The organism is Saccharopolyspora indica, assembly GCF_027853965.1.
Classification (GTDB): Bacteria; Actinomycetota; Actinomycetes; order Mycobacteriales; family Pseudonocardiaceae; genus Saccharopolyspora; species Saccharopolyspora indica.
In genome coordinates this window covers 254,016-277,967 of the sequence record NZ_JAQGLB010000011.1, presented here as the reverse complement: position 1 = coordinate 277,967, position 23,952 = coordinate 254,016, and the positions used below count along the sequence as shown (strand labels likewise).

Here is a 23,952-nt window from a genome sequence, read left to right as displayed (position 1 = left end):
CCCCGGGGCGCCCCCCACGACCCCAGCCCCCAGGAGGTTCGCGCAGTGCGCGTGTTCACGAGCAAGGAAGAGATCGTCGCCGCCAAGGGCGAACCGCTCGGCACCAGCGAGTGGCTGACCATCACCCAGGAGCAGGTGAACCAGTTCGCCGACGCCACCCTGGACCACCAGTGGATCCACGTCGACGTGGCGCGGGCCGAGCAGGGACCGTTCGGCGCGCCCATCGCGCACGGGTTCCTCACCCTGAGCCTGCTGTCGAAGCTGAACTCCCAGAACTACCGGTTCGAGGGCGCGAAGATGGGGATCAACTACGGCCTGAACAAGGTCCGCTTCCCCAGCCCGGTGCCGGTCGGCGCCCGCATCCGCTCCGTCGCGGAACTGGCCGACGTCACCGAGGTCCAGGGCGGCGTCCAGCTCACGATCAAATCCACCATCGAGATCGAAGGCGCCCCCAAACCGGCCTGCGTCGCCGAAGGCCTCACCCGCGTCGTCTTCTGACCCCGGTGAAGGGCACCTTTTAGCAAGTTACTTGCTAAAAGGTGCCCTTCACCGCTCACCCGGTCAGGTGGTGCCACTCGATCGACATCGGGGTGAGGGGTGGCTTTCGGCTCTTCCGTCACGGGGTGATGCGGATGCCCGTGCCGGGGCCGAGGGGGAGGTCGGCGAAGTAGAAGATCGTGAGGATCAGGGCCCAGATCAGCCAGAACGGGATCACGAACGGCGTCATGCGGGCCACCAGGGTGCCCATGCCCGCCGAGGGTTCGTAGCGGCGCAGGTAGCCCAGGATGATAATCATGTACGGGTTCAGCGGCGTCATGATCTGGGTCGCCGAGTCGCCCACCCGGAACGCCGCCTGCGCGAAGCCCGGTTCGAAGCCGAGCAGCACGAACATCGGGACGAACACCGACGCCATCAGGGTCCACAGGCTCGACCCGGAGATGATGAACAGGTTCAGCACCGAGGCGAGCACCATGAACCCGAGGAACGCCGGATAGCCGTCCAGGCCGATCGCGCGCAGCAGCTCGGCGCCCGAAACCGCCACCCACGCACCGAGGTTCGTCCAGTTGAACAGCGCGATGAACTGGCCGAGCATGAACGCCAGCACCAGGAACCCGGCCAGTTCCCGGATCGCCTCGGCCATCAGCTTCGGCACGTCGGCGGCCCGCCGCAGCACGCCGACCACCGCGCCGTGGACGATCGCGGGCACTACGAAGCCCAGGAAGATCAGCGTGGTCACCGAGTCCAGCAGCGGCGACTTCGGCAGGAAGCCGCCCGCCTCGTTGCGCAGCGGCGAATCCGGCCACACCACCAGCAGCAGCAGCACCGCGGCGGCGGTGATCAGGAACGCGATCCCGGCGCGGACCAGCCCGCGGCGCTCAGCCGGTTCCAGCTCGGCCTTGACCGACGGAGCCGCCTCGGACTCCTCGCGCGGTACGCCGGTGCGCACCAGGCGCGGCTCGATGACCTTGTCGATCAGGAACCCGGCGAGCAGGCCGAGCACGATCGAGGACGTCAGGTTGAAGTAGTAGTTGGACACCGGCGTGACCACCGCGCCCGGATCCGGCAGGGTTTCGGCGACCTTGTTGCTGATCCCGGCGAACAGCGCGTCCAGGCTGGTCACCAGCGGCGAGGTCGAGTAGCCCGCGCCCACCGCGGCGAACCCGCCCAGCAGCCCGGCCACCGGGTGCCGCCCGGCGGCCTTGAACACCAGCGCGGCCAGCGGCGGGACGATGATCATCGAGGAGTCCGCCATCACGCTGGCCGCGATGCCCACCAGCCCGACCGCGTAGGGCAGCACCCAGCGCGGCGCCCCGCCGAAGGCGACCCGGATCAGCGCGGTGAGCAGCCCGGTGCGCTCGGCGAGGCCCACCGCGAGCATGATCGTGACGACCGTTTCCAGCGGCGGGAACCCGATGAAGTTCCTGTCCCGCCTCTCCGCGATTTTCAGTGGTGGTTGCGTTCGGGAGCGATCTTGCGTTTCGGGGGTTTCTTGTGGCTGGGTTGCATCACGGTCCCCTGAGGTGCGGTTGGGCTGGGGTCGGCACAACGGTGGAACGTGGCGGGCAAGCGGTAGCGAACCTTCCCGACCACGCGCGGACGCGCGGCGCAACCCTCCACGGCGAACTGGTCCTGGCGGACCCGAATCGCCTTCGGATTGATTTCGCTCGGCACTGAAGCCACAGCAAGAGATGACGATCGTTCACATCGCTGCGCGGAGTCTCGCGGCACGGGACAGTGGTGTGCCGGGACGACCGCGAGGAGAGCCGATCATGACCAAGCGAATCCTGATCGTCGTGACCAACGTCGGCGAGTACGAGCAGGCCGGGTTCCGCACCGGCCTGTGGCTCGGCGAGCTGACCCACTTCTACGACGTCGCCGAACGCGCAGGCCACAGCTGCACCATCGCAGGCATCGACGGCGGGTACGTCCCGCTCGACCCGGAGAGCCTGAGCCACGACGTGCTCGCCGAACTCGGCACCGACCGGCGCTACGCCGACCGCGATTTCATGGACCTGCTGCGCGACACCGCCTCCGTGGCCGAGGTGGACGCCGCCGACCACGACGCCATCTACCTCACCGGCGGGCACGGGGTGATGTTCGACTTCCCGCGCAGCGAGCGGCTGGCCGGGCTGCTCCGCGAGTTCCACGAGTCCGGCAAGGTCGTCTCCTCGGTCTGCCACGGAGCGTGCGGGCTGCTCAGCGCCAAGCTCGGCAACGGCGAACACCTGGTCAGCGGCCGCAACGTCACCGGGTTCTCCTGGCCGGAGGAGGAACTGGCCGGGCGCGACCAGGTCGTGCCCTACAGCCTGCAGGACGAGCTGGTCGAGCGCGGCGCGCACTACTCCACCGCCGCCATGCCGTTCGAAACCCACGTCGTCGAGGACGGCACCCTGATCACCGGCCAGAACCCGGGCAGCGCCAAGGCCGTCGCGGAGGCCGTGGTCGCGAAGCTGGCCTGAGCCGGCGGGACGTCAGGCCGCCTCGCCCAGCAGCCAGCCGCGTTCCGCTGCCTTGGCACCGGCCATGAACCGGCTCCGGGCGCCCAGCCGGTTCATGATGCCCGAGACCATGCGCCGGACCGTGCGCACCGAGATGTCCAGTTCGTCCGCCGCGGCCGCGTCCGTGTAGCCCAGCGAGAGCAGCGACAGCAGCCGCCGTTCCCTGAACTCCAGCTCGGCCGTGTCCGGCAGGTCGGACGGGAGCAGCGGCACTGCCGCCGACCACCTCAGCTCGAAGAGCTCGATCGAGGTGGCGACCACGTCGGGGAGGCGGATCATCGCGAGATCGGCCGCCGGGCCGGAATCGGCGTGCCCGGCCGGGAACACCGCCGTCGCCCGATCGACGAACAGGGCGTTGGCGGAGACCTCGGGCACCGTCCGGACGTCGGCTCCGGCGCGGGCCAGCTTGGCCAGGTGCAGGGCCAGCACCGGTGCGGTTCGGACGGGATCGGGCACCAGGACGCGGTAGCGCACGCCCCGGCGCAGGTTCTCGAAGTTCACCCGGCGAAGCACGCCGAGCGGGCTCGGGGCCATCACGGTCTGCGTGCTCATCAGCAGCACCTCGGACCTCGCCGCGGCCAGCAGCGGGTCGATGCCGCGAGCCGGGCGGGGGCGGCGGTCGGTCGGGAAAGCGGTTGTCATCGCGGGAAACCTCCGATCGGAAGCGACGCGGCCACCCCGGAGGAGTGAGTTCCGTCCAGTCGCGTGAGGTGGAAACCGTTGCGGGAAAGCACGTTGGTGAGCCGGTCGGCGGCGGCTTCGAGCGCCGGCCCGGTGGCCGCCGCGAGCCGGAGGAGCAGACCGGTGGCGGCCCCGGGCGGCGCGGAGAGGGTCACGGTGACCGCGAGGCCGCTGGGACGTCCGAGCAGCGTGTTGATCAGCACCCGGAGATCGGCCGCGGGTTCGATGGCGAAGCACGCCTGCGAAACCGGTCCGGTGCGCCAGGCGCGCCAGTCCTCGCGGATCGCCGTGCGGCCGCCGGTGACGTGGGCGAGCCCGGTGAGCTCGGCCAGCGCCAGGTCCTCCGGCAGCGGATCGGCGACCACGCCCGCCCGCTGCAGCGCCCGGCGGATCCGGCGCAGCCTGTTGCGCAGCGCCAGGGCCAGTTCCTCGTCGGTGGCCGTGCCGACCGTGCGCGGGGCGTGCACGGCGAGCCACAGCCGGATCGGAGTGCCCGGCTGCGCACCGGCGTGGAACACGATCTGGACGCCGAACTCCTGGACGTCGCCGGACAGCAGCTCCGCGGGCGAGGGAAAGGACGAGAGCTGCGCCGGGGTGAGCGTCCGCGGCCGGATGATGGCGGTGAGCCCTTGGTCGTGGCTGATCGCCATGACCGGTCCCTGCCCGGTCTCCACCGTCCGGGTGGTCGAACCCGGCAGCAGCGCACCGAGCAGCGCGTACGCGGTACCGCTGCGCTCCGGGAGATCGTGCCGCCGGGTGCGCAGCAGGAACCGGCAGCCCAGCAGGATCAGCTCGTACAGCCAGCGGCCGCGGAGCCGCACGGCGGACGCGGTCACCAGCCCGGCGGCCACGGCCACCGCGGCCGCCACCACCGGCCAGGGCTGCCGCAACGACAGCGCCACGATCAAGAGCGCGAACTGCCAGCACAGGAGCTGCCCGGTGCCGGGCTTCCACCGCTTCCGCCTCGGCTGGTTCCCGGCCACTGGGCCGACCGGTCCCGGCCGCATCCGGCCCGCCGCCGGAGCAGCTGGCGGATGCGTGCGACTGCCCACGATGTGCCTCCCGTCGTCGTGGCCCCTTCCGGCCCACGCAGCACATGCCATCACCCGCTGCATGAGGATTCGATGACACGCGGCGCGGGTGTGGCCGGAAACGGTCACGTCGGCCCGGAACCCGGGCAGGTGCGGCAAAACTTCGTCCGACGGAGTGGTGCAGGCACGAGGAGGCCCGAGTGGCGAGGGCAGATGCGGCGATGGTGGTCGACTACGAGCGCATGGCCGAGCAGGTCCGCGCGGTGCAGCGCGAGATCGCCGGGATCAGCGAGACGTCGGAGTCCGATGACGGACTGATCGCCGCGACCGTCGACGCCCGCGGCGAACTGGTCGACCTGCGGCTGGACCCGCGGATCTTCCGGCAGCCGGATTCCTCGGCGCTGGCCGCGGAAGTCCTCCACGTCTACCGCGACGCCCGCGAGGCCGCCCAGTGCAGAGCGTTCGAGGCTTCCGCCGCCCTGCTCCCCCGCGGCGCCACCCGAGCCGGCACCGACCTGGACTTCGATCCCGCGCTGCACGAGCTCGATCGCCTGTCCCGGGCGAGGGGAGAAGACCGATGAGCTTCGTCGACATGGACGTCGAGGCCACGACAGCGGCGGTGGACGGCCTGGCGGCGGCAGGCACCGGCTTCGACGGCGCCTGGTCGGGCGCCCGTTCGGCCGTCGAGGGGGCGGCCGCGGGACTGGGGCTCGGTCCGATGGGGCAAGCGTTCCTGACCGGCTACCGGCCCGCTGCGCAGCAGTTGACCGACGCAGCTGCCAACGTCTCGCGCGGGATCGGGCAGGCCGTCGAGGCCGGCCGGAGTTCCACGGCCCACTACCAGGCGGCGGATGCCAACGCGGCCGCTGGACTGGGGAGGTAGCGCCTCATGGGGCTTCCCGAACCGGCCAACGAGCTTTATGCCGCGGTGAAGGCGATCTCGAATCCTTGGCCGCCGGATGACGAGGCCCTCGTCGGCGAGCTCGGGCGTGCCTGGCGCACTGCGGGCGAGGCCGCGACACAGGCCGCCGGGCAGGTCGAAGCGTCTTGCCAGGCGGTGGCGGCGTCCTGGCAGGACCTGGCAGGGTCCGCTTTCGGTTCCAAGCTGACCAGCGGCGCGCAGGCGCTGCAGAAGATCAGCCTGGGAGCGACGGGACTGGCCGGCTCGGCGGACAGGTACGCGCAGGAACTCCTCGACGCCAAGACGATCATCACGCAGAGCATCGCACAGCATCTGCCCCTCTACCGCCAGCTCGCCCTGATGCCGGGTGGCCCTGGAGCACAGGCGAAGCTGGCTGCAGATCTCGCCGGTCAGCTGGGCGCGATGATCGCGGCGAAGGCCGCCGCGCTAGGCGGCGCGGTTCCCGCACCCGCGCCCGCAGCCGCGAAAGAGCCTGGCAGCGATAACGCGGAAACGGCGGGCGACGTTCTGGGCGTCATCTCCGCCGTCGCGTCGGTCGTGGCCCTCTTTCCTCCCGCCGCACCGATCGCACTCCCGATCTCGGTCATCACCGGGGCGGCGGCGATGGGCCTGCACGGCGTCGACATGGTCGCCAACGGCAAGTGGGAGGACCCCAACGCCTGGATCACCCTCGGCAACGACGCCATGGGACTGCTCCCCGGAGCGAAGGGGATCGGAAAGCTCGTCGAGGCCTTCGGCGACTCGGCGAACATGGGCCGGACCTACACCGAGATAACGGAAGCCGCCCTGGGCACCCCGACCGCCAAGGACTGGATGAGCGGCGGAGTGAACCTGACAGCGCAGGTACCGACCGTGGTCGACTTCTTCGTCGACGACCCCGCGGTCACCGAGACCAAGAACGAGGCAGGCGAGATCATGCTCAAGCACGGCACCAGCTCCGAAGCGCGCTCCTCGCTCGATGAAATGCTCCGGCGACGGTGAGAGCAGTGCGCACCGAGCCGAACGACCGCGCTGCACTGCGGTTCAGCGTGCCAGAGCAGACCTACCGGATCCCGCTCGCCGAAGAGCCCCGGCAGCGGGTGGCGCGAGCCTGCGAGTCACTGCTGCGGGCACGACCGGACCTCACTCCGGCGCAGTGCTGGGACATCGTGTCCGCGGAGGAGCGGACGTTGGCGAACCTCGTGCGGGAGGGCGCGGTGTACGTGGGCATCATCATCGCGCGTTCCGAGGCCGATTCCTCCCGGCCGACAGCTGCTCGGTTCGGCGTCCTGGTCAAGGATGCGGCGCTGCCGCAGGATCGGCCGTTCGACGAGATCGCGGACGAGCTGGCAGCACTGGACGAGCCGCGCGAGATCACCTTGGACGAGTTCCCGGCCGGTCCCGGTCTGCTCATCGTCGAGAACACCTCGCTCGGCTCGACGAATCATGCGCGCCTCGCACAGGTCCTCCTCGCCTTCCCGGACCGGAAGCGGATCGCCACGCTGGCTCTGTCCACCGAGGACACCGACGACTGGGAGCATCACGTCGATCTGCTCAGGGCCGTTGCCCGCACGGTTTCGTTCCCGGAGCCGGTGGTCGTCGGGGAAGCCGGAAGTCAGTCCGCGGGGAGCAGGACCGCACCATGAAGCGGCTCGATGCTCTCGCGGCCACGGTCCTCGCGGTCGTCGCGCTCGCCTTCGCCGCGCCCGGCGCTTCGGCCGCTCCGCCCGCCGGTGCGTGCAGCAGTTCCGACCCCGCCCGACCGGTGGTCGCCGAGCGTCCGTGGGCGCAGCAGGTCCTGGCTCCGGAACGGGTCTGGCCGCACAGCACCGGCGCGGGCGTGCTCGTCGCGGTGGTGGATTCCGGTGTGGACGCCGATCACCCGCAGCTGAACGCTCCGGGAAAGGTGCTGCCGGGGAGGGACTTCTTCCTCACCGGCAGCCTTCCCGGCAACTACGACTGCGTGTCGCACGGCACCTCCGTCGCCTCGATCATCGCCGGCGGTCCGGTCGACGGGGTCGGCTTCCGCGGGATCGCGCCCGGCGCCCGGATCCTGCCGGTGCGGGTGACCGACCGGCCGCAGAGCGACAGCGGCGAGCCCACCCCGATCGATCCGAACACGGTCGCCGCGGGCATCCGCTATGCCGCGGACCAGGGCGCGAAGGTGATCAACCTGTCGTTGTCCGGGAACCGTGACTTCCCCGCCATCCGCGACGCGATCGCCTACGCCCAGCAGCGGGATGCGCTGATCGTGGCCGCAGTGGGCAACCGGCAGCAGGAAACGTCGAGCATCCCCTCCTACCCCGCCGAGCACCCCGGAGTGCTCGGCGTCGGTTCGATCGACAACACCGGTGCCCGCACCGGCGCCTCGCAGATCGGCCCGTACGTCGATCTGGTGGCGCCCGGCAAGAGCGTGCTCGCGGCCGGTCGGGTCGGCGGGCACGACTACTGGGACGGCACGAGCTTCGCGGCACCGTTCGTGTCCGGCGCGGCCGCGCTCGTGCGCGCCGCCTGGCCGGACCTGACCGCCCCGCAGGTGGCTCAGCGCCTGATGGCCACGGCCGATCTCGCCCGAGGCGGCCGCGACAGCCACGAGTACGGCGCCGGTGTCGTCGACCCGTACCGCGCGGTCACCGAAGGCCTGTCCGGCACACCGGAAGCCATGCCCGCCGTCCCGACACCGCAGCCGGATCTCGCCGCCGAGCAGGAGCACCGGTGGTGGCGGCAGGCGGGCAACGCCGCCGTGCTCGCCTTCGGAGCGGTGGCCGTCGCACTCGTGGCCGTCTCGACGCTGACGTGGCTCGCCGCGCGGGGACACCGCCGCCGGTGGCGTCCGACGAGGACAGTGATCCCACCGGCCGTCCCGGCCCGGGAAGAACCCCCGGAGCAGATGTTCCTGTTCCCACCACCGACATCCGAACGCCCGACCCAGCGCTGAGGCCGCGGCGCCTCACCGTGACCGTTAGCGGACAACTCAACACCGTTGCAGCTGAACGTCTTTCACCCTGTAGGGCATGACAGCGAGCAAATCGAGCGACCGCGTGCAGCGAGAAGTCGCCGACATCGCGGCAACTGCGGAATCACCCGACGGCCTGGTCGAGGCCACTGTCGGCGCGTTCGGCGACCTGCGCGAGCTGTACCTGGACCCGCGCCACCACCGCAGCCGGGATGCCGCGACGCTGGCGGCGAACATCCTGACCGCCGTGCGCGCCGCTGAGAAGTCCGCCGCCCGCGCGGCTTTCGAAGTCATAGCCGGTCGGCTGCCTCCGGGAACCAACCCCGACGAGGCCGACCTGCTCTTCGGGCCTGCGCTCCACGAGCTCGACCGACGCCTGGGATCGAGGTGAGCAGTGGAGGACTCGTTGCCCGTCATCGGTGCCGGGCTGGACGTTCGGGCGTGGCGCCGGAGACTGCTGAGCCTGCGCGATCAGGTCCGAACTGCGGCAGCCACCGCTGATTCCGAGGCCGGCCTGATCACCGCGACCGTCGGCGGCCGCGGCCAGCTGCTCGACCTGCGGCTGGATCCGCGCATCTACCGGGTTTCCGATTCCACCCGCCTCGCCACCGAGATCACGGCCACCGTGCGGGAGGCGATCGACCAGGTGCGCGCCCAGATCGCAGCTGACCTGCAACACGCGTTGCCCGAAGGGAGACCACGATCATGAGTGCACCGTCACCGGATATCCACTTCGACGAGAGTCTCGTCCGACCGGCACTCGACGCCCTGTCCGAGGAGCGCTCCGAGGTCGACGCGGCATGGCTCGCAGCGACCTCGGCGATCAAGAACGGGGAAAGCCACTTCGGCCCACCGGACACCCTCAACCAGGCGTTCCGCCCCGGCTACGCACCGCGCGCACAGCGGCTGCGCCCGGACGCCGACCGACGGCAGGGCCAGTACGGCGAACTCGTGGCAGCCGGCCACGACAGCGTCGAGATCTACCGCCGCGGCGACGGCAACAGCGCGATCCCGTTCCTCGAGCTGAACTAGGACCGGGCATGGCGATTCCCGAACCGGACTCGGCCCTGTGGAACGACGTCAGACCGCTCACCGAGTGGCCGGCGACCGACGAACTCATCATGCAAGACCTCGCCCGCGCCTGGGGGAGAGCGGGCTCGACGTTCGAGAGGGCGGGCGCGAAACCTCCGGACCCCCACCTGCTCAACGGCTGGCGCGACGGCAACGGGCAACGGTTCCGCGACAAGATCACCGCACTGCGAAACCTGGTCTGGGACAACGGCGCGGAGATGACCCACCTCGGCTGGTTGGCCCAGGAGTACGGCTACGACGTCGGCCACACCAAGACCGAGATCCGCAAGCTCATCGCGGCCAACGATCAGACCTACACCAACATGAACGGCCTTTTCGGCCTCTTCGGCGACACCGACGGCAGGCGCCAGATGGTCGCCGAGATCGCCGCCTCCATCAACCTGTTCCTCCGCCAGATGGCCGAACGGATCGCCGCCCGCGGGCAAGGGGTGCCACAACCGCCCCGCACGGTCTTCACCCCTCGCTACGACCCGGTCACCGACACGCCGGACGCGGCCGTTGACCCCAGGACGAACCGAGGATTGCGAGGCTCCAGAGAGCCACGTCCTTGGGAACAGGACGGCGTGCGGGACAAGATCCCCGGCGAATGGGGCCGCGGTTCGGACAACAGGAAGGGAATCGGCCATCGCTGGAGCGACCCGCACAACCAAGGCAACGGCATTCGGATCGACAAGGGAGACCCGAACAGTCCCTCTCCCAGCCAACGGGTTGATCACGTGGTCGTCCGCCACAACGGCCAAGTGATCGGCCGAGACGGCAGGCCGATCAGCGGCTCGATCAAGGAAAATGCCGAACAAGCCCATATTCCGCTCAGCGAGTGGAAGCAATGGTGGGGATGGAACGCACCATGACACACATCGAGTTTCCCGAGATGCGCGCCCAGGTCCTCGACGCGATCGAATCCCTCGCCGACGTCGAGCACCAGCAGAGGATCTGGATTGAAAAGGACTACCCACATCCCGGGTACTACGAGGACTTCACGCTCAACGTGAATCTTCTCTACGACGACACCCTCGTGCTGCCAGCGCCCGAGAACGCGATCGGGTCAGTCCTGCACCCGGACGAAGTCGAACCTCTTCGGCGCCTGGGCGCCGCACTGGATGAGCTCCTCGACGATCTGGGGGACGCTTCGGACGAGGAGTTCCTGGCAGATCGTCGTTGGTCCGGAATTGTGGATCGGGCGACCGCGGTGCGCGACGTGATGCGAGAACACGCGGGTTCATGACCTGTCCGAACCGCACATCAAGACGGCCCCTGCGCGAAGACCGATGCGCAGGGGCCGTTCTGGTGCGGGCTCAGATGGTCACGCTGCCGACCCGGGCCGTGGCCGAGGCGAGTGCTTGCTGGAGTTCGCCGTTGGCCTTGACCACTCCGCCGCGCAGGGCTTCCAGCATCTGCTGCTGTGCCGTGGAGACCTGGTTCCAGGCCTGGCTGACCTCGGTGAACTGGCCGCCCGCGCCGTCGAGCCAGTCGCTGGAGGTGGCGCCGGAGGTGGTCTGCCAGGTGTCCATCTCCTGCTGGACCTTGCCGACGGTGTTCATGATCTGGGCCGCGAGGTCGTCGAGCTGGCCGAAGTTTCCCTTGATGAGCATCGAAGAATCTCCTTTCAGGTGATGCGGATCAGGCCTGGAGCGCCCCGCCGAACGGGGCGGCGCTCTGCACCGAGTTCAGCCCGGATGCGCTGGTCTGGTCGGCCTGGTCGTAGGCGTTGGAGGAGAACCGGGTGTTCTCGCCGAGGTTGGTCAGCGCCGCGACGAGCCGGACGATCCCGGCCTCCCACTGCGCGTGGGCGTTGTCGAACGCCGGTCGCGCCGTCCCCTCCCACTGCCCCTTGAGCGCGTCCACGATCGGCCGCAGCGCAGCGCGGTGGGCCTGGATGTCGTCCGACACGGTGCCGGCCATCTGCGCTGCTCGCTGCAGGGTCTCGGTCACGCCGTGAAGCTGGTCGCCGGTGGGCATGCCTTGCTCCTCTCCGCTTGGCGTGCACGCACCTTCCAGCGGTGCGCGCCTCCCGAAGCTAAGGCGGGCGACTCCTGCGGCGGGGTGGCCGACACCTTCCTGCCAGCACCGTCCGAACCCGTTGCCGCGCCGCCATGATCGGTGTCCGCGAATCGGCAGAAGGAGGTCAGGACGGTGGCGACTGTCGTGGTGCGCAGGCCGTTGCGCAGGCCCGCTCCGGAGATGCCGTCCGGGGAGCTCGTGCTGGAGGCGCCGCCCGAGATCCCGGTGGCCTCGGGCAGGCAGTGGACGCAGGCGCTGATGATGCTGCCGATGATCGCCATGATGGCCGGGATGGTGCTGGTCTTCAGCGGTTCCGGCGGCGCCGGTCCGCTGCGCTACGTGACCTTCGGCCTGTTCGGGGTGGCCATGCTCGGCATGGTCGTCCTGGCGTTCGTCAACGGCGGCGGGCCGAGCAGGCGCGAGATGGCCATCGCCCGGCGGCACTACCTGCGCGGTCTGGCCCAGCACCGGCTGCGGGTGGCGCGGACGGCGCGCCGCCAGCGGACCGCGCTGTGGTACCTGCATCCCGATCCGAACGCGCTGTGGTCGGTGGCCGCGAGCTACCGGCTGTGGGAGCGCCGCCGGTCGGACGCGGACTTCGGCGCGGTCCGGATCGGACTGGGCAGGCAGAGCCTCGCCACGGCGCTGGTCCCGCCGGACACCAAACCGCTGGAGCAGCTGGAACCGTTGTCCGCCTTGGCCTTGCGCCGGTTCATCACCACCTTCTCCGCGATCGACGACCTGCCGCTGGCGCTGGCCGTCGACGGGTTCAGCCGGATTCACGTGGACGGCGACCGCGCGCGCTCGGTGGGCCTGGTGCGGGCCGTGCTCGCCCAGCTGGCGACCCTGCACTCACCGGACGACCTGCGGATCGCGGCGTGCACCGGCGCCGACCGGCTCGCGGAGTGGGAGTGGCTGAAGTGGCTTCCGCACGCGCTGCACCCGGAGAAGAACGATGCGCTCGGACCGCTGCGGCTGGTCGCCCCGGCGATCACCACGTGCGAGGCGATGCTGGACGACGTGCTGGCGGACCGGCCGAGGTTCGACCCGCAGGCGGCGTCCGCGGTGTCCGGCCCGCACCTGGTGGTGGTGCTCGACGGCGGCTCCTTCGCCGGTGCCGACCACCTGATGACCGGCAGCGGGGTCGAAGGCGTCACCGTGATCGACCTGACCACCGTGCCGCCGCGGACGGTGGAGCGAACCACTCTCGTGCTGACCGTCGAAGCCGATGGCACGCTCTCCAGCGAGACCGCCGACGGCGCGACGGAGCTGGGCCGGGCCGACGAACTGCCCGTGGTCGCGGCGGAATCGCTGGCCCGGCAGCTGGCGCCGCTGCGGCTCACGGCCGGTGGTTCCGGCGGTGAGCAGCTCAACACCGATCTCGGCCTCGCCGAACTGCTCGACATCGGCGACCCGTTCACGTTCGACCCCGAGGACACCTGGGTGCAACGGCCCAGCCGGGACCGGCTGCGGATCCCGTTCGGCATCCGGCCCGACGGCACCCCGGTCGAGCTCGACCTCAAGGAATCCGCTCAGGACGGCATGGGCCCGCACGGCCTGCTCATCGGCGCGACCGGTTCCGGCAAGAGCGAGCTGCTGCGCACGCTGGTGCTCTCGCTGGCCATCACGCACCCGCCGAACGCGCTCAACTTCGCGCTGATCGACTTCAAGGGCGGTGCGACCTTCACCCGGCTGGACCGGCTGCCGCACACCAGCGCGGTGATCACCAACCTGGCCGATGAGCTGCCGCTGGTGGACAGGATGACCGACGCGCTCAACGGCGAGCTGGTCCGCAGGCAGGAACTGCTGCGCGCGGCGGGCAACTTCGCCTCGCTGCGCGACTACGACAAGGCCCGGGCCTCCGGGGCGCCGCTGGCCGAGGTGCCGACCCTGCTGGTGATCTGCGACGAGTTCAGCGAGCTGCTGTCCGCCCGTCCCGACTTCATCGACATGTTCGTGCAGATGGGACGGGTGGGGCGTTCGCTCGGCGTGCACCTGCTGCTGGCCAGCCAGCGCCTCGAGGAGGGCAGGCTGCGCGGCCTGGACGCGAACCTCTCCTACCGGATCGCGCTGCGCACCTTCTCCGACATGGACAGCCGGGCGGTGCTCGGCGCCAGCGACGCGTTCACCCTGCCCCGGGCGCCGGGCCACGGGTTCATGCGGTACGGCGACGAGCCGATGGTCCGGTTCCGGTCGGCCTACGTCTCCGGGGTGCACCAGGGTGACGACGTGCGGCCGGGCCGCATCAGCGCGGCGGAGCCGATCGGCCTGCAGGAGTACTCGACCGCCTACGTCGCGCCGCAGAACCAGGACGATCCCGAACCGGCCGAAGCCGACGAGGACCCCGACGACGCGGTCGGTGAGACCCTGCTGGACGTCCTGGTGGACCGGCTCGCCGGCCGGGGCACCCCGGCGCACCAGGTGTGGCTGCCGCCGCTGGCGGAATCGCCCGCGCTGGACCAGCTCCTCGCCGTCGACCCGGCCCGCGGGCGCACCGTCGCGGACCCGGCGGGGTCGCTGTGCGCGGTGGCCGGGGTGGTCGACCGGCCGCTGGACCAGCGCCGCGATCCCCTGGTGCTCGACCTGTCCGCGGCGGCCGGGCACCTGCTCGTGATGGGCGCGCCGCGCACCGGCAAGAGCACCGCGCTGCGCACGGTCGTCACCAGCCTCGCGCTCACCCACACCCCGCGGGAAGTCCAGTTCTACTGCCTCGACTTCGGCGGCGGCGCGCTCGGCTCGATCCGCGACCTGCCGCACGTCGGCGGCGTCGCCGGACGGCACAACCCCGGCGCGGTGCGTCGAACCGTGGCCGAGGTCGCCGCGGTGCTGGCCGAGCGGGAGCGCCGCTTCGCCGAGCACGACATCGACGGCATGACCGCCTACCGGGCGCAGCGCGCCGACGGCACGATCACCGACGACCAGCACGGTGACGTGTTCCTGGTCGTGGACGGGTGGCTGACGCTGCGCAAGGAGTTCGAGGACCTGGAGGACGCGGTCGGCGCCATCGCCGCGCGAGGGCTCTCCTACGGCGTCCACCTGATCGTCTCGTGCGCGCGGGGGTTCGACCTCCGCCCGAACGTCCGGGACCTGTTCGGCAGCCGGATCGAGCTCCGCCTCGGCGATCCGGTCGACACCGCGGTGGACCGGGTGAGCGCGCTGCAAGTGCCGGAGAACGCCCCGGGCCGCGGGATCACGACGACGGGGCACCAGCTGCTGATGGCGCTGCCGCGCATCGACGGCCGGAGCAGCACCGACGACCTCCCGGCCGGGACATCAGCGGCGGTGAGCGCGATCGGCGAGGCGTGGCGGGGAGAACCGGCGCCGAGCGTGCGGTTGCTGCCCGCCCGGCTGCCCCACGAAGCCCTGCCCGCGCGCGACGAAGCGGGCGCGCACCGCATCACCATCGGCATCGCCGAACAGGACCTCGCGCCCGTTGCGCTCGACTTCACCACCGACGCCCACTTCCTGCTGCTCGGCGATGCCGATTCGGGCAAGACCTCGTTCCTGCGGGTGCTCGCGCGCCGGATCGCGCAGAGCCACTCGCCGAGCGAGGCGCGGGTGATCCTGGTCGACCACCGCCGGGGTCTGCTCGGCGAGGTCGGCTCGGAGCACCTCCTCGGCTACGGAACCGACCGCACCACCACGACGCGGCTGATCGCCGAGTCCGCCAGGGCCATGGCCGAGCGGCTGCCGGGGCCCGACATCACGCCAGAACAGCTCCGCGACCGCAGCTGGTGGTCCGGCCCCGAGCTCTACGTCCTCGTCGACGACTACGACCTGGTCGCCACGTCGATGGAGAACCCCTTCCTGCCGCTGCTGGAGTACCTGGCGCAGGGGCGCGACATCGGGCTGCACGTGGTGCTGACGCGGCGGACCGGCGGTGCCGGCCGCGCGCTGTTCGAGCCGTTCGTGGCGCGGCTGCGCGATGTCGGCTCGCCCGGTCTGATGCTCTCCGGCGACAAGGACGAGGGCCCGCTGCTCGGCGGCCGCAAGCCCGAGAAGCTGCCCGCCGGGCGAGGCCTGCTGATCAACCGGCGCGAGTCCCCGCAACTCCTGCAACTGGCCTGGCTGGCACCCGGCGAATGACCGCTCCACCCGAACGGAGGATGAGAATGAGCGTCCACGGCGCGACCGATGTGATGCAGAAGTTCAACCCGATCCCGCCCGGTCCGGTGACCGGCGCCAGCGGTGCTTCCGCCAGCGGCGGGATGCCCGAAGGCGACGAGTTCGCCGCGGCCGAACGCGCTGCGGCGGAGGAACTGGCGAAGTTCGTCACCGACGTGCAGAGCGGTTTCACCGCCTACACCGACATCGTCCAGAGCTCCGCGACGGACTACCTCCGCGGAGACGGGGCCGGGGCCGATGCGGTCTCGCAGGCCCAGCAGGAGATCCCGATGTTCCTGGGAGAGAGCTGACATGGCGAACTACACGAGCGTTCCGTTCGAGACCCAGCTGGCGCTGATGGAGAGAACCGCGCCGCTGGCGCGGCTCGCCACCAGCTCGGCCGAGATGTGGCGGGCGGCGAAGGCGGAGCTGACGAAGTCCGCCACCTCCCTGCAGCAGAACCTCAGACCCCTGGAGGAAGCCTGGCAGGACCAAGCCGGCCGGTCCTGCCAGGCGCGTGGGCGCCAGAGCTGCGCCGACATCGACTCGTGGACGCAGAAGATCGACGGCGTCGTCGCCGATCTCACCGGCCTCGCGGGGAAGATCACCGAAACCGACGCAGCCTTCAAGGAGTTGAAGGCCCAGCTCCAAGCCGCGACCGCGGTCCAACTGGTCCAACTTCTCCTCGAACTCCAGAAGGCGGGCGGCGCGCTGCTCAACGCACTGGCCGCGGACTTCCAGCGGGCGACCGGGACGCTGGCCGGCGCACCGGGGCGCCCGTGGAGCGGGCCGGGAGGTTCCTCCGGCGGCGGAGCTTCCGGAACGGGCGGGGCCACCGGAAGTCCGCCTGCCGGCGGGCAATCGGCGTCGGCGTCGGCTGGCGGTGGCACCGGCCCGAGTGCGGCTTCGGCCGCGTCGGCCTCGGGTCCGGGCGCCAGCGCCAGCGCCGGAGAGCTCCCGCCGGATCTGGCGGGCGACCCGACGCTGCAGGGCATGGGGACCTCGACGCCGCCGCAGACCGCACTTCCTTCGCTGCCGCCACCAGCGGTCGCGCCGACGGGTCAGTCCGTCGCGCCGCTCGTCCCACCGGTCGGCCTGCTCGGAGGCCGGACCGGCGGCGGTGTTCCCGGCGTCCGGCTCGGCGGCGGACTGCGATCCATCCCCCAGGCGGCGGCCCCGGTCTCGACCGAAGCGGCGGCCACCAGCCAGAAGCCGCCCGCATCCCCCGGTCAGGCCACGCCGTCGCACGGCGCACCCCGGGGCGGTATCGGTGCGGTTCCGCCGATGTCGCCGATGATGGGCGGTATCGGCGCGGGCGGCTCGACCGGACGTCCGGGTCCTGGTGCGGCGAAGCCGACGGCCACCGGCCGGGGCGCCAAACCCACGTCGACGCCGGGTCTTCCGGCGTCCCTGCGGGGCAGGGCCGACCGCACCGACCGAGCCGCGTTCGCCCCGCTGTCCCGGCCCGCGCGCCGGGAGCCGGTGGCCGACGACGCGGTGCAGCTCGACGAGGAGATGTGGCAGGTCGACCGGGCACCGGCCGAGATCCGCGGCGAGCGCCCGAAACCGAAGTGGACCACCGGTCGCTGAGCGCGCGGTGGCCGCTCAGCCCGCAGTGGTCCGCGATTTCAATGGGAATCAGGTCTTCGACTTCAAGGGAAGTTGCGCGCGCCTTCGGCGTGCCGGGCACCCGACACGCCGAAGGTGCGTCAGGATTCCGCGCGATTTCAATGGAAATTCGACGTCTGATTTCCATTGAAATCGCGCAACTCCTCCAGCGCGCCGAAGCATCAGGACGGTGGGCGCAGCTGGTGGCCGAATCCGCGCAGGGTGTGCAGCACCGGTGGCGGGCCGAGCTTGCCGCGCAGCTGCCGCACGGCCACGTCGAGCACGTTCGACGTCGGCTCCACCAGCTCGTCCCACGCCGCGGCGATCAGCTCCGCCCGGGGCACCGGTTCGCCGTCCGCGGCCAGCAGCCGTTCGAGAATCCGGAACTCCTTGCCGGTCAAGGTCAACGGCACGCCGCCGCGCCGGGCCTCGTGCCTGCCGGTGTCGAGTTCGACGTCCTGCCAGCGCAGCACCGGGGTGGGCGCGGGACCCCCGCGCCGGCAGAGGCTGCGCACCCGCACGACCAGCTCCGCCATCGCGAACGGCTTGACCAGGTAGTCGTCCCCCCACGCCAAGCCCGCCACCCGGTCCCCGACACCGCTCTGACCGGTCAGGAACAGCACCGGAACCGACCAGCCGGACCGGCGCAGCCGCTCCACGTACCGCAGCGCGTCGCCTGCGGGCAGGATCCGGTCGAACACCGCGCAGTCGTAGGAGTTGACGCTCAGCGCCTCGTCGGCCTCGGGCAGATCCGCGGCGACGTCGACGGCGAAACCCGCGCCGCGCATCGAGATCTCGACGCTGACGCGCATGTTCTCGTCGTCCTCGGTGACCAGCACGCGCACGAGGTCCGACAGTAGCCCTCCGGGCCGCGCTACGTGGCCACTACCGCCAACGCCGCCCGAGCGCGGAACAGGTCCGGGGCGCCACGGGGACCGAGCACCCGATCGCCCACCTCGGTCAGCGCGGGCCCCGGAGGCACTCCGAGCTCGTCGGCGAGGATCTTCCGGATCTCGCGGTAGTTGGCGAGCGCTTCCGCGCGCCTGCCGAGCACGTGCAGCGCGCCGATCAGCGCGGCCCACGACTCCTCGCGGAACGGGTCCTCAGCGGTGAGCTCGCGCAGCGAGCCGACCGCGCGCCGCGCGTCGCCGAGCGCGAGTCGCGCCTCGGCCAGGGTCTGCCGCAGGTCCCGGTGCAGCTCGTCGAGCTCGGCGGCCCAGTCGCCGGGGAGGTGCAGCCCGTCGAACGGGCGGCCCCGCCACAAGTCGAGCGCTCGCGCCGCGGTCGTGGCCGCCGCGGTGGCGTCGCCGCGCGCCAGAAACCGCTCCGCCTCCGCGGCGAGGTCAGCGGCGCGGTCGGTGTCGAGCTCACCCGCAGCGACGCGGAGCCGGTAGGAACCCGGCCCGGTCTCGATCCGGGCGGTGGGCAGCATCCCGCGCAGCCGCCACACGTAGGTCTTGACGTTGGCCACCGCGGAAGGCGGGACGGCCGCTTCCGGCCAAGTCCGCGCGATCAGCTGATCCACGCCGACCCACGCGTTAGGCTGCAGCAGCAGAGTGGCCAGCACCACGGCGGGTTTGCTGGTGCCGAGGCGCATCACGCCCCCGTTCCGGCCACGCACCGCCAGCGGCCCCAGCACATGGAAGAGCATCGTGCGCACACCTCCTGAACATCATCGGCAGCGGTCGTCCGGTGCCCACTCTCGCGGTGCGGACATGAGGATTCGATGACAGCGGCGAACAACAGCGCGCAGCCCCGGGTGCTGGTCGTCGAGGACGACGAGAACATGCGCCTGTCGGTGACCGTGGAGCTCACCGCCAACGATCTCGCCGTGACGGGCGTGTCCTCGCTCGCCGCGGCCGAGCGGGCGCTGTCGGCGGGCTCGTTCGAATGCGCGGTGTTCGACCGGATGCTGGGCGACGAGGACTCCGTCGACTTCGTGCACCTGCGCAGGAAGGCGGGCTGGTCGGTGCCCGTCCTGTTCCTCACCGCCCGCGACACGCTCACCGACCGGGTCGCGGGCTTCGAGCACGGCGGCGACGACTACCTCGTCAAACCGTTCGCCATGGCCGAGATGACCGCGCGGGTGCTCGTGCTGTGCAGGCGCGCCGGGGCGGGCCGGCCCGCGGTGCTGCGGTACGCCGACCTGGAGATGGACTGCGCGCGGAAGCAGGTGCACCGCGGCGGAGCGCTCCTCACCTTGAGCGACAAGGAGTTCGCGGTGCTCGAAATGCTGCTGGCCGAACCGGAGCAGGCGATGTCCAGGGCGAAGCTCATCGAGCACTGCTGGGACGCCAGCACCGATCCGCTGTCGAACGTGGTCGACGTCGCGGTCAAGCGGCTGCGGCGCAAGCTCGGCGAGCCGGAGCTCATCCACGCCGTGCGCGGTGTCGGCTACCGGCTGGCGAGGTGAACCGCCCGGCGGCCGACCGGCTGCGCAGACTCCGCAGGTTGCTCACCGCGCTGTTCACGGCGCTCAACGCCGCCGGGCTGCTCCTGCTGGCGACGCTCCTGCTCGTCGCGGACCGGGATCAGCGCGACGACCGGATGGACGCCGAGCTGCGGCTGGTCGCGGTTCCGGTGCTGCGCCTGCTCCAGCACGGCGACGTGCTCATCACCGCCTACGTCGCGCAGGACCCGCTCGACACGCAGTGCCCGCAGTTCGCGGTGATGCCGGCCAGCGGCGTGCGGTTCGAGCCCTACCTCAGCAAGCGGTCCTGCGTGCCGGTCGCGGCCGAGACCTACCAGCAGCTCGCCGATGAAGCGATCAAGCGCAAGGCGTGGCTGGCGGGCTACACGCGCAGCACCGACGGCAGGAGCCTCCGCTTCGGCGCGGAGCCCTTCCGCGACGACAACGGCCGGTGGATCGCCGCGGTCGTCGCGGTCAGCGACGCCGAGCCCGAGCAGGAGGCCCGCACCGAGTTCGTGCTCCTCGTCGTCGGCGGGTGCGCGCTGCTGATCGCGGCGGTGGCGGGGGCGGGCTACGTGCTGGCCGGGCGGGCGATCCGGCCGGCGACGGCGGCGATGGAGCAGCACGAGACGCTGCTCGCCGAAACCGCGCACGACCTGCGCAGTCCGGTGGCGGGGCTGCGCTCGCTCGCCGAGACCGCACTGCGCCACCCGGACAAGACCGCGGATCTGCTGCCGCGCACCGTGCAGCTCTCCGCGCGGATGGGCGACATCATCAACGACCTGCTCATGCGCGCACGCCTCGCGGCGGGCGTGCAAGCGCTCGCGGTCCAGCCGGTTTCGCTGGACGAACTGGTCGCCTCGGTGGTCGAGGAGACCCCGACCGGCGGCGCTCAGGTGACGTTGACGAAAGCGCCCACCACGGTGGTCGCCGACCCGGCGCTGGTCCAGCGCGCGGTGGGAAATCTGCTGGACAACGCGCTGCGGTACGGTCGCCAGCCGGGCGCGGAGGCGATCGTGCACATCACCGTCGCCGGCGGCCGGATCATCGTGGCCGACCACGGTCCGGGCATCGATCCCGCCGTGGCCGAGGAGAAGTTCGACCGCTTCGCCAGCACCGGCGGGTCGAGCGGGCTGGGCCTGTCCATCGTGCGCTGGGTGGCGTTGTCCCACGGCGGCGTGCTGCGGGTCTACAACGCGGCCGAGGGCGGCGCGATCTTCGAGCTCGCCTTCCCGGCGAGCGAGTGAGGTCCGCGCCGGAGGAACCGCTGCTGGTGCCGGACCTTTCGCGCGCCGTGCGCGAAAGGACCAGCGCAGGAGGCGTTCCAGCGAACTTCCCGGCCGGTTGACGAAAGCGTGGACCGCGCGTGTACCTGGTCCCCTATTCTCGGCGCATGGTCGGAACCGGGTGGCGGCGGCGTGTCCCGCTGGTGCTGGTCGTCATCGCTTGCGCTGCGGGAGTGGTCGCCGCCGTGTCCGCGGGAACCCGCCCCACGACGGGGCTGGACTTCCTGCAGGACGGGCACTGGGTGGCCCAGCCGGCCACCGGGCAGGTCTTCCACGTCGACGGCATCGCCAAGACCGTCGACGCGCAGGCCGGGGTGGCGGGCATCGAGCCGGGCAGCCAGGTCGTGCAGGGCCCGACGAGCGGCTACGTGGTCGGCGACTCGCGCATCGTCGAGTTCGGCAAGTCGAGCCTGCGGGTCGAGAGCACCATCACCCCGCCGACCGGCGAGCGTCCGGTCGCGGTCGAGGCCGCGGGCGGCCCGTACCTGGTGTACCGGGAGGCGGGCAAGGTCGTGCGGCTCGGCGAGCGGGCCAAGACCATCGCCGCGGGCGACGTGCTCGGCGAACCCGTTGCCACGCCGGACGGAACGCTGTGGCTGCACCGCGTCAGCACCGGGGTGCTGTGCCTGCTGCCGAAGGACGCCGACCGGATCTCCTGCCCCGCGGCCGCGCCGTCGGGGCACACCGGGGCTCTGACCACCGTCGGCGGTGTGGCCGCGTTCGTCGACACCACCAGCGACGTGCTGCGCCGCCTGTCCCCGGAAGGGCTGGGCGATCCGGTCGGCATCGGGCTCGACGTGCCGGGCGAAGCGCGGGTCGCGCCCGCCGACGCGGCCGGGCGGGTGGCGGTCCTGGACCCGGGTGGCCGGCGGCTGCACCTGCTGGACGCCGCCGGGCTGGACGGCAGGCCGGCCGAGCCGCCGGTGACGAAGGCGCTCCCCGACGGCGAGTACGCCGCTCCGACGGCCAGCGACGGTTCCGTGGTGCTGCTCGACGAAGCGCGCGGCGCCCTGCTGACCTACAGCGGCGACGGCAGGCAGCACGCGGAGACGCCGATCCCGGCCGGGACGGTCGAACCCCGGCTGTTCCGGGGCGAGGACGAGCGCGTGTACGTCGACGGAGCCGACGGCCAGCAGGTGCTCGTCGTCGACGGCGACGGGACTGTCGACCGCGTGCCGGTCGTCGGCCAGGACCCCGCCGACGGGGAACCCGGCAGGCACCTGTCCCCGCCGCCCCCGGTGATCACGCGGGAGCCCGAGCCGCCGGGGAACGACACCAGCGTGCTGGCCGAGGAGCGCACGTCCACGCCCGAGCGGAACCCGCAGCGCAATCCCGTTCCGGCGAGCCCGCCCGGCATGCCACCGGGCCTGGCCGCGACCCCGCAGGGCAGCACCGCGCGCGTCACGTGGGGCGCGGCGCCGCCCAACGGTGCCGCGGTGACCACCTACCACGTGTCGTGGTCCTCGCCCACCGGACCCGGCGGCGGCTCCAGCACCGCGGGCAACTCGGCAGTCCTCAATGGACTCGCTTCCGGTGCCACCTACACCGTCACCGTCGTGGCGGAGAACCGCGCGGGCCGCGGCACGCCCGCCACCACCCGGGTGACCATGCCCCGCAGGCCGGTGGTCACGGTGACCAGGGGCGAGACGGAGTCCTACAACGACACCTGCAAGGCACCGGAGTGCGGCAAGATGCGGGTGAAGCTGACCGGCTTCGAGCCCAGCACGAAGTACCGCATCAGGCCGGAGTCCACGGCGAACTACGACAACGACGGCGGCACCTACACCACCGACGACGACGGGGCCTACAGCTTCCAGGCGTTCCACTTCGGGAAGGTCGGCGCGCAGGTCTGGATCGTGGTGGAGGGGCCGAACGGGGAGCGGTACGAATCCGCCCGCTACACATGGGAGTCAGGGTGAGCCACGCGCGCACCGGCGAGATCGCGGCGCTGATCGTCGGCAACGTCCAGCACGTCGTCCGCGGCAAGCCCGAGCTGGTGCGGCTCGCGGTGGCCGCGCTGCTCGCCGAGGGGCACCTGCTGGTCGAGGACGTGCCGGGAGTCGGCAAGACCACGCTCGCGCGCTGCCTGGCGCGCAGCATCGGCGGGCGGTGGAGCCGCATCCAGTTCACGCCCGACCTGCTGCCCGGCGACATCACCGGCGTCAACGTCTTCCACCAGAAGGACGAGGAGTTCGGCTTCCACCCCGGTGGGGTGTTCGCGAACCTGGTGGTGGCCGACGAGATCAACCGCGGCACGCCGAAGACGCAGTCGGCGCTGCTCGAGGTGATGTCGGAGCGCCGGGTCACCGTCGACGCGGTCGCGCACGAGGTGCCGAGGCCGTTCCTCGTGGTGGCGACGCAGAACCCGATCGAGATGGAGGGCACCTACCGGCTCCCCGAGGCGCAGCTGGACCGGTTCCTGATGCGGTTGTCGGTCGGCTACCCGGATCTCGCCGCCGAGGTGCTGGTGGTGATGAGCGAGTGCGCCGGGGTGAATCCCGACGAGCTGCCCGCGGTGGTCGACATCGGCGATCTGCGCCAGGCGATCGAGCAGGTGCGGAGGTCTCATGTGGACCCGGCAGTGGTCGAGTACGCGGTCCGGATCGCCGCGGCGACGCGCGAGCACGCCGCCGCGCGCTTCGGCGCGAGCCCGCGCGGCAGCATCGCGCTGGTCCGCACCGCACAAGCCCTGGCCGCCATGGACGGCCGCGGGTTCGTCACGCCGGACGACATCAAGGACGTCGCGGTGCCGGTGCTCGCGCACCGGATCGTCCTCACCGCCGATGCCGAGCTGAACCAGCGCAGCACCGGGGAGGTCATCGCCGAAGTCCTCGCGGCCACCCCGGCACCGGCCACCAACGCGGCCGGCCGGTGAGCGGGTGA

Annotated in this window: 26 protein-coding genes; 19 read left to right on the top strand and 7 right to left on the bottom strand. The window is 71.6% G+C overall.

Translation table 11 applies throughout. From position 1 onward, the window contains the following. The first annotated feature begins 45 nt into the window (after positions 1 to 45). Entirely contained in the window at positions 46 to 498 is a 453-nt protein-coding gene (locus OU416_RS24360) for a MaoC family dehydratase (protein ID WP_270929354.1), read from the top strand. Positions 499 to 616: 118 nt separating this feature from the next. Here OU416_RS24360 and OU416_RS24355 read toward each other — a convergent pair whose 3' ends face one another. Continuing rightward, on the bottom strand, positions 617 to 2,047 hold the full coding sequence (locus OU416_RS24355) for an AbgT family transporter (RefSeq protein ID WP_270929344.1): 1,431 nt from the start codon (positions 2,045 to 2,047) through the stop codon (positions 617 to 619). 223 nt (positions 2,048 to 2,270) lie between these two features. On the opposite strand from OU416_RS24355, the gene OU416_RS24350 reads away from it, so the two are divergent. Further along, the gene (locus OU416_RS24350; protein ID WP_270929343.1) at positions 2,271 to 2,960 is read left to right on the top strand and encodes a type 1 glutamine amidotransferase domain-containing protein; all 690 of its coding nucleotides are present in this window, start codon (positions 2,271 to 2,273) and stop codon (positions 2,958 to 2,960) included. A gap of 12 nt (positions 2,961 to 2,972) precedes the next feature. Here OU416_RS24350 and OU416_RS24345 read toward each other — a convergent pair whose 3' ends face one another. Both OU416_RS24345 and OU416_RS24340 read right to left on the bottom strand, forming a co-directional pair. Continuing rightward, on the bottom strand, positions 2,973 to 3,641 hold the full coding sequence (locus OU416_RS24345; RefSeq protein WP_270929342.1) for a helix-turn-helix transcriptional regulator: 669 nt from the start codon (positions 3,639 to 3,641) through the stop codon (positions 2,973 to 2,975). After that, positions 3,638 to 4,732 carry a type VII secretion protein EccE gene (locus OU416_RS24340; protein WP_270929341.1) on the bottom strand — a complete coding sequence of 365 codons (1,095 nt, stop codon included), beginning with the start codon at positions 4,730 to 4,732 and terminating at the stop codon, positions 3,638 to 3,640. The genes OU416_RS24345 and OU416_RS24340 overlap by 4 nt, the downstream gene beginning before the upstream one ends. 179 nt (positions 4,733 to 4,911) lie before the next feature. Here OU416_RS24340 and OU416_RS24335 point away from each other — a divergent pair, with 179 nt between their 5' ends. The 10 genes from OU416_RS24335 to OU416_RS24290 all read left to right on the top strand — a co-directional run bounded on the left by OU416_RS24335 (position 4,912) and on the right by OU416_RS24290 (position 10,885). Continuing rightward, on the top strand, positions 4,912 to 5,292 hold the full coding sequence (locus OU416_RS24335; protein ID WP_270929340.1) for a YbaB/EbfC family nucleoid-associated protein: 381 nt from the start codon (positions 4,912 to 4,914) through the stop codon (positions 5,290 to 5,292). Then, positions 5,289 to 5,594, top strand: a complete 306-nt coding sequence (locus OU416_RS24330) for a hypothetical protein (protein ID WP_270929339.1) — start codon at positions 5,289 to 5,291, stop codon at positions 5,592 to 5,594. The genes OU416_RS24335 and OU416_RS24330 overlap by 4 nt, the downstream gene beginning before the upstream one ends. 6 nt (positions 5,595 to 5,600) lie before the next feature. Continuing rightward, positions 5,601 to 6,614, top strand: coding sequence for a WXG100-like domain-containing protein (locus tag OU416_RS24325; RefSeq protein ID WP_270929338.1), 1,014 nt, complete (start codon positions 5,601 to 5,603; stop codon positions 6,612 to 6,614). Positions 6,615 to 6,619: 5 nt separating this feature from the next. Next, positions 6,620 to 7,258 (top strand): hypothetical protein, encoded by a 639-nt coding sequence (locus tag OU416_RS24320; RefSeq protein WP_270929337.1) that lies wholly within the window; start codon positions 6,620 to 6,622, stop codon positions 7,256 to 7,258. After that, a complete protein-coding gene (mycP, locus tag OU416_RS24315; protein ID WP_270929336.1) occupies positions 7,255 to 8,550 on the top strand; it encodes a type VII secretion-associated serine protease mycosin in 1,296 nt (431 codons plus the stop codon). Before OU416_RS24320 ends, mycP begins: the two co-directional genes overlap by 4 nt. Positions 8,551 to 8,626: 76 nt before the next feature. Further along, positions 8,627 to 8,959 carry a YbaB/EbfC family nucleoid-associated protein gene (locus OU416_RS24310; RefSeq protein ID WP_270929335.1) on the top strand — a complete coding sequence of 111 codons (333 nt, stop codon included), beginning with the start codon at positions 8,627 to 8,629 and terminating at the stop codon, positions 8,957 to 8,959. 15 nt (positions 8,960 to 8,974) lie between these two features. Next, positions 8,975 to 9,277 carry a YbaB/EbfC family nucleoid-associated protein gene (locus OU416_RS24305; RefSeq protein WP_270929334.1) on the top strand — a complete coding sequence of 101 codons (303 nt, stop codon included), beginning with the start codon at positions 8,975 to 8,977 and terminating at the stop codon, positions 9,275 to 9,277. Next, entirely contained in the window at positions 9,274 to 9,600 is a 327-nt protein-coding gene (locus tag OU416_RS24300; RefSeq protein WP_270929333.1) for a hypothetical protein, read from the top strand. The genes OU416_RS24305 and OU416_RS24300 overlap by 4 nt, the downstream gene beginning before the upstream one ends. A gap of 8 nt (positions 9,601 to 9,608) precedes the next feature. Further along, positions 9,609 to 10,511 (top strand): WXG100-like domain-containing protein, encoded by a 903-nt coding sequence (locus OU416_RS24295; protein WP_270929332.1) that lies wholly within the window; start codon positions 9,609 to 9,611, stop codon positions 10,509 to 10,511. After that, on the top strand, positions 10,508 to 10,885 hold the full coding sequence (locus tag OU416_RS24290) for an SCO4402 family protein (protein WP_270929331.1): 378 nt from the start codon (positions 10,508 to 10,510) through the stop codon (positions 10,883 to 10,885). The genes OU416_RS24295 and OU416_RS24290 overlap by 4 nt, the downstream gene beginning before the upstream one ends. Positions 10,886 to 10,955: 70 nt before the next feature. Here the strand turns inward: OU416_RS24290 and OU416_RS24285 are convergent, their stop codons facing one another. Together OU416_RS24285 and OU416_RS24280 are read right to left on the bottom strand one after the other, a co-directional pair. Beyond that, positions 10,956 to 11,252: a WXG100 family type VII secretion target gene (locus OU416_RS24285; RefSeq protein ID WP_270929330.1), complete on the bottom strand. Its 297-nt coding sequence runs from the start codon at positions 11,250 to 11,252 to the stop codon at positions 10,956 to 10,958. Between the two features lie 28 nt (positions 11,253 to 11,280). Then, on the bottom strand, positions 11,281 to 11,619 hold the full coding sequence (locus OU416_RS24280; RefSeq protein ID WP_270929329.1) for a WXG100 family type VII secretion target: 339 nt from the start codon (positions 11,617 to 11,619) through the stop codon (positions 11,281 to 11,283). Positions 11,620 to 11,793: 174 nt separating this feature from the next. Here OU416_RS24280 and eccCa point away from each other — a divergent pair, with 174 nt between their 5' ends. Genes eccCa through OU416_RS24265 form a run of 3 tightly spaced genes read left to right on the top strand, consistent with a single transcriptional unit; the run spans position 11,794 to position 17,355 of the window. Then, positions 11,794 to 15,747, top strand: a complete 3,954-nt coding sequence (gene eccCa / locus OU416_RS24275; protein ID WP_270929328.1) for a type VII secretion protein EccCa — start codon at positions 11,794 to 11,796, stop codon at positions 15,745 to 15,747. A 26-nt stretch (positions 15,748 to 15,773) separates the two neighbouring features. Next, positions 15,774 to 16,076 (top strand): hypothetical protein, encoded by a 303-nt coding sequence (locus tag OU416_RS24270; protein ID WP_270929327.1) that lies wholly within the window; start codon positions 15,774 to 15,776, stop codon positions 16,074 to 16,076. A 1-nt stretch (position 16,077) separates the two neighbouring features. Further along, entirely contained in the window at positions 16,078 to 17,355 is a 1,278-nt protein-coding gene (locus OU416_RS24265) for a hypothetical protein (RefSeq protein WP_270929326.1), read from the top strand. 200 nt (positions 17,356 to 17,555) lie between these two features. Here OU416_RS24265 and OU416_RS24260 read toward each other — a convergent pair whose 3' ends face one another. Both OU416_RS24260 and OU416_RS24255 read right to left on the bottom strand, forming a co-directional pair. Next, positions 17,556 to 18,218: a response regulator transcription factor gene (locus OU416_RS24260; RefSeq protein ID WP_270929325.1), complete on the bottom strand. Its 663-nt coding sequence runs from the start codon at positions 18,216 to 18,218 to the stop codon at positions 17,556 to 17,558. Positions 18,219 to 18,247: 29 nt separating this feature from the next. Then, positions 18,248 to 19,024 carry an AfsR/SARP family transcriptional regulator gene (locus tag OU416_RS24255; protein ID WP_270929324.1) on the bottom strand — a complete coding sequence of 259 codons (777 nt, stop codon included), beginning with the start codon at positions 19,022 to 19,024 and terminating at the stop codon, positions 18,248 to 18,250. A gap of 75 nt (positions 19,025 to 19,099) precedes the next feature. Between OU416_RS24255 and OU416_RS24250 the strand changes: the two genes are divergently transcribed. From OU416_RS24250 to OU416_RS24235, 4 genes are all read left to right on the top strand, one after another. Further along, positions 19,100 to 19,786 carry a response regulator transcription factor gene (locus OU416_RS24250; protein WP_270929323.1) on the top strand — a complete coding sequence of 229 codons (687 nt, stop codon included), beginning with the start codon at positions 19,100 to 19,102 and terminating at the stop codon, positions 19,784 to 19,786. Continuing rightward, complete coding sequence (locus OU416_RS24245) at positions 19,783 to 21,030, top strand: sensor histidine kinase (RefSeq protein ID WP_270929322.1); 1,248 nt, start codon at positions 19,783 to 19,785, stop codon at positions 21,028 to 21,030. Before OU416_RS24250 ends, OU416_RS24245 begins: the two co-directional genes overlap by 4 nt. A 146-nt stretch (positions 21,031 to 21,176) precedes the next feature. Further along, positions 21,177 to 22,988: a fibronectin type III domain-containing protein gene (locus OU416_RS24240; RefSeq protein WP_270929321.1), complete on the top strand. Its 1,812-nt coding sequence runs from the start codon at positions 21,177 to 21,179 to the stop codon at positions 22,986 to 22,988. Then, a complete protein-coding gene (locus tag OU416_RS24235) occupies positions 22,973 to 23,944 on the top strand; it encodes an AAA family ATPase (RefSeq protein WP_334270936.1) in 972 nt (323 codons plus the stop codon). Before OU416_RS24240 ends, OU416_RS24235 begins: the two co-directional genes overlap by 16 nt. The last annotated feature ends 8 nt before the right edge of the window (positions 23,945 to 23,952 follow it).

Bases quoted from the DNA above. Each gene is read 5' to 3' on its own strand.
- OU416_RS24350 (WP_270929343.1), top strand. From the start codon at position 2,271: ATGACCAAGCGAATCCTGATCGTCGTGACCAACGTCGGCGAGTACGAG.
- OU416_RS24345 (WP_270929342.1), bottom strand. From the start codon at position 3,641: ATGACAACCGCTTTCCCGACCGACCGCCGCCCCCGCCCGGCTCGCGGC.
- OU416_RS24330 (WP_270929339.1), top strand. From the start codon at position 5,289: ATGAGCTTCGTCGACATGGACGTCGAGGCCACGACAGCGGCGGTGGAC.
- OU416_RS24325 (WP_270929338.1), top strand. From the start codon at position 5,601: ATGGGGCTTCCCGAACCGGCCAACGAGCTTTATGCCGCGGTGAAGGCG.
- mycP (WP_270929336.1), top strand. From the start codon at position 7,255: ATGAAGCGGCTCGATGCTCTCGCGGCCACGGTCCTCGCGGTCGTCGCG.
- OU416_RS24310 (WP_270929335.1), top strand. From the start codon at position 8,627: ATGACAGCGAGCAAATCGAGCGACCGCGTGCAGCGAGAAGTCGCCGAC.
- OU416_RS24300 (WP_270929333.1), top strand. From the start codon at position 9,274: ATGAGTGCACCGTCACCGGATATCCACTTCGACGAGAGTCTCGTCCGA.
- OU416_RS24295 (WP_270929332.1), top strand. From the start codon at position 9,609: ATGGCGATTCCCGAACCGGACTCGGCCCTGTGGAACGACGTCAGACCG.
- OU416_RS24290 (WP_270929331.1), top strand. From the start codon at position 10,508: ATGACACACATCGAGTTTCCCGAGATGCGCGCCCAGGTCCTCGACGCG.
- OU416_RS24285 (WP_270929330.1), bottom strand. From the start codon at position 11,252: ATGCTCATCAAGGGAAACTTCGGCCAGCTCGACGACCTCGCGGCCCAG.
- OU416_RS24280 (WP_270929329.1), bottom strand. From the start codon at position 11,619: ATGCCCACCGGCGACCAGCTTCACGGCGTGACCGAGACCCTGCAGCGA.
- OU416_RS24270 (WP_270929327.1), top strand. From the start codon at position 15,774: ATGAGCGTCCACGGCGCGACCGATGTGATGCAGAAGTTCAACCCGATC.
- OU416_RS24265 (WP_270929326.1), top strand. From the start codon at position 16,078: ATGGCGAACTACACGAGCGTTCCGTTCGAGACCCAGCTGGCGCTGATG.
- OU416_RS24255 (WP_270929324.1), bottom strand. From the start codon at position 19,024: ATGCTCTTCCATGTGCTGGGGCCGCTGGCGGTGCGTGGCCGGAACGGG.
- OU416_RS24250 (WP_270929323.1), top strand. From the start codon at position 19,100: ATGACAGCGGCGAACAACAGCGCGCAGCCCCGGGTGCTGGTCGTCGAG.
- OU416_RS24240 (WP_270929321.1), top strand. From the start codon at position 21,177: ATGGTCGGAACCGGGTGGCGGCGGCGTGTCCCGCTGGTGCTGGTCGTC.
- OU416_RS24235 (WP_334270936.1), top strand. From the start codon at position 22,973: ATGGGAGTCAGGGTGAGCCACGCGCGCACCGGCGAGATCGCGGCGCTG.